At 38.6% G+C, this 4,053-nt stretch carries 2 protein-coding genes; both read left to right on the top strand.

The features are described from left to right. Positions 1-237, top strand: a 237-nt coding sequence (locus A3EE_RS20760) for a T9SS type A sorting domain-containing protein (protein WP_033418128.1), incomplete at its 5' end; no start/stop codon positions are given. A gap of 298 nt (positions 238-535) precedes the next feature. Then, positions 536-4,053 (top strand): Ig-like domain-containing protein (locus A3EE_RS21480; RefSeq protein WP_483782818.1); only part of this gene is annotated, 3,518 nt, incomplete at its 3' end.

Here is a 4,053-nt window from a genome sequence, read left to right on the forward strand (position 1 = left end):
AATAAAAATACCAATAACATACAAGGCATTCAAGTCTCACCAAATCCGTTCTCCGAACAACTTGAACTTATACTACCTGTCGATGCGCATATTCAATTGATTGATGCAAATGGACAACTAGTTTTTGAAGATGCAAATGTTCATTCCATACAAACATCCGGATTCGCAAATGGACTTTATCTGCTTAGAATCATCACTCCTGACGGAATAAGCATTCTAAAAGTAATAAAACACTAACATATAATTCAATTAATTAATCATGGTTTCGTTAATGATATTTTTTTAAAAAATAACATTTAATGAAATGAGGCGAAAAAAATAGTTGGGGATTAGGTTTTAGTTTTGATAGCACATGTTAATCTTCAAGATTTTAAAGAACAGATAAAAATATCTTGAAGATTAACATACGCTGTTATGCTTAATTACTTAATGTCAAAACTATTAAATACTTTTTGAGAGTCGACAATTAAAAATTTATTTTTTTGTTCACCTTATGTGGTAAAAGTACTCTTATAACTATAACATGATTATAGATATGAAAAAGTCTCTTTTATTTGCATTCGTTTATTTGATTCAATTAAGTTTATTTTCACAAACAGCTTCGCAAGGATTTTTCTTAACGGATTGGCAAGCTAAAACACTTGTAAATTCTACTTATATAGTTAAACCAAATGCAACTGCTCCACCAACTACAACTGTTACAATTGATGCAGCAAATGTCATCACAAAAGTAAGTAAGTATGTGTATGGTCATAATGCAGGTGTGTGGGGTGGAAAAATAAATCAGAATACAAATTTTATGAATACCATTTCAAACCTTAGTCCGAATGTAATTCGATGGCCAGGTGGTAATATGTCAAATGACTATTTTTGGAATGCAACATCACAAGCTACCTGTCCAAAAGACATTCCTCCTCCAACTACAACTACTTCACCTCCCCCTCCATCTACATTTAAGTTTAATGATCAGTATTATGGTGCAAACCAAGCCAGCTGGACTATGTCTTTGGATAACTATTATGATATGTTAAGCAAGACAAATTCTGAAGGACTTATTTGTGTAAACTATGCCTATGCAAGATATGGGACAAGTGCTGATCCAGTTATGACCGCAGCTAAATATGCTGCAGATTGGGTAAGATATGATAATGGACGTACAAAATACTGGGAAATAGGAAATGAAAACTATGGATCATGGGAAACCGGATATGAAATTGATCAATCTTTAAATAAAGATGGCCAACCTAAAAGAATAACCGGCGACTTATATGGTAAACATGCAGCCGTTTTTATAAGCGAGATGAAAAAAGCTGCGGCAGAGATAGGTGTAGATATTAAAATTGGTGTTGTACTTTTTCATAATCAATACGATATAACAGGATCTGTTTTAGGCACATGGAATTCAGGTGTAATTCCTCATATAGCTTCAACAGCTGATTATTTAATATTGCATAATTATTATACAGGCAAAAATGAAACAGTTGCAACAATTTTAAACTCTGCTTTAAAAATTCCAACTATTATATCAAATGTAGGATTAACAGATTTGAATAATTACAGCACAAAAACTACCCTTCCAATTGCATTAACGGAATGGAATATAAATGCTGAAGGAAAAAGTGAACAAATATCATTCATAAATGGAATGCATGCAACATTAAACTTAGGGGAAATTATTAAAAGTAAAATAGGTCTAGCCAATCGATGGGATTTTTTAAATGGATATGGCACAGGTGATAATCATGGTTTATTTGCTAATGGAGAAACAGATGCAACACAATATAATCCAAGAGCACCATTTTATTATATGTATTATTTTCAAAAAACATTTGGCGACAAAATGGTTGCGTCAACAGTTAATGGAAGTGCTGATATAAACTGCTATGCCTCTACATTTACTTCAGGCCAAAGTGGGGTTATATTGGTCAATAAAGGTACCACAAACCAAACAGTTGATTTAAAATTCAACAATTTTAATGTAGGCACAAAATATAGATACTATATATTGACTGGTGGATCAGATACTGAATTTTCAAGAAAGGTTTATGTAAATGGACAAACAACGACAGAAGCTGGAGGCGGTCCATTAAACTACGCAACCCTACAACCATTTGGTACAGACATTTTAAACAATTCAATTTTAATATCCCTTCCAAAATATAGTGTTGTTTATTTAGTAGTCGAAAACAATACAACACCCACATGTATTGCAACAATCACCTCTCCTTCCAACTCTTTCTGTACCGGAGGAAATGTTGTGTTAACAGCAAGCACTGGTACATCTTATAAATGGTTCAACGGAACAACGCAGGTTGGAACTGCTGCAACTTATACCGCAACTACTGCCGGATCATATTCCGTTGAGGTAACTAACGCGGCGGGTTGTAAAGCAACATCGGCAACCAGAGTAATTACAGTGAATGCTTTGCCTGTTGCAACAATAACCTCTCCTGTTAACTCTTTCTGTACCGGAGGAAATGTTCTGTTAACAGCAAGTACCGGTGCTTCTTACAAATGGTTCAACGGAACAGCTCAGGTTGGAACTGCTGCAACATACACCGCAACTACTGCCGGATCATATACCGTTGAGGTAACTAACGCGGCGGGTTGTAAAGCAACATCGGCAACCAAAGTAATTACAGTGAATGCTTTGCCTGTTGCAACAATCACCTCTCTTTCCAACTCTTTCTGTACCGGAGGAAATGTTCTGTTAACAGCAAGTACCGGTGCTTCTTACAAATGGTTCAACGGAACAACACAAGTCGGAACGGCAGCAACGTACACAGCAAGTGCCGCCGGTTCGTATACAGTTGAGGTAACTAACGCGGCGGGTTGTAAAGCAACATCGGCAACCAAAATAATTACAGTGAATGCATTGCCTGTTGCAACAACAACCTCTCCTGTTAACTCTTTCTGTGCAGGAGGAAATGTTTTGTTAACAGCAAGTGCAGGTGCTTCTTACAAATGGTTCAACGGAACAATACAGGTTGGAACAGCTGCAACATATACCGCTACTACTGCAGGTTCATACACCGTAGAAGTAACCAATGCAAGTGGATGTAAAGCAACATCGGCAACCAAAGTAATTACAGTGAATGCATTGCCTGTTGCAACAATAACCTCTCCTACCAACTCTTTCTGTGCGGGAGGTGCAGTTCTGCTTACTTCAAGTACAGGAACTTCTTACAAATGGTTCAACGGAACAACGCAGGTTGGCACAGCTGCAACTTATACTGCACCTGCTGCAGGTTCATACACCGTAGAAGTAACCAATGCAAGTGGATGTAAAGCTACCTCTACTGTAAAAGTAATTACCGTAAATCCATTGCCGGTGATTGAGCATCACATAAACATTGATGGCAACTGGACCGCTGTTTCTCAAGCAACGGTTTGCGAAGGATCAACCGTAACATTCGGTCCATGGCCTGCAGTATCAGCCGGATGGAGCTGGACAGGTCCGAATGGACTTACTTCAACCTTCCGTGAACTTGTATTGACAACTATTCAGACCAATCAGTCAGGAAGCTATACTGCTACCTATACCGATCCGAATGGATGTAAAGCAAGCAGCAATGTAACCATACAGGTCTCTGCCAAACCAATCGCAACCATTGCCTCTCCTACCAACTCTTTCTGTGCGGGAGGTGCAGTTCTGCTTACTTCAAGTACAGGAACTTCTTACAAATGGTTCAACGGAACAACACAAGTCGGAACAGCTGCAACATATACAGCAACAGCTGCCGGATCATACACCGTTGAAGTAACAAATACTGCAGGATGTAAATCTACTTCTGCTGCAAAAATCATTTCTGTAACTCCTTCTACCCTTTGGTATGCTGATACGGACAACGATGGGAAAGGTGATCCCTCCGCAACACGTTCTTCCTGCACAAAACCTGCAGGCTATGTTGCCGTTGCCGGCGATGCTTGTCCCACCGATGCAAACAAAACTGTACCTGGAAACTGCGGATGCAACAAAACCGAAAACAGCTGTCTGGATTGCGCGGGAATACCAAACGGCACTGCAGCAATGGATGCATGCATGATCTGTTC

Origin of the sequence: Cytophaga aurantiaca DSM 3654, assembly GCF_000379725.1 — a bacterium.
GTDB classification, from domain to species: Bacteria; Bacteroidota; Bacteroidia; order Cytophagales; family Cytophagaceae; genus Cytophaga; species Cytophaga aurantiaca.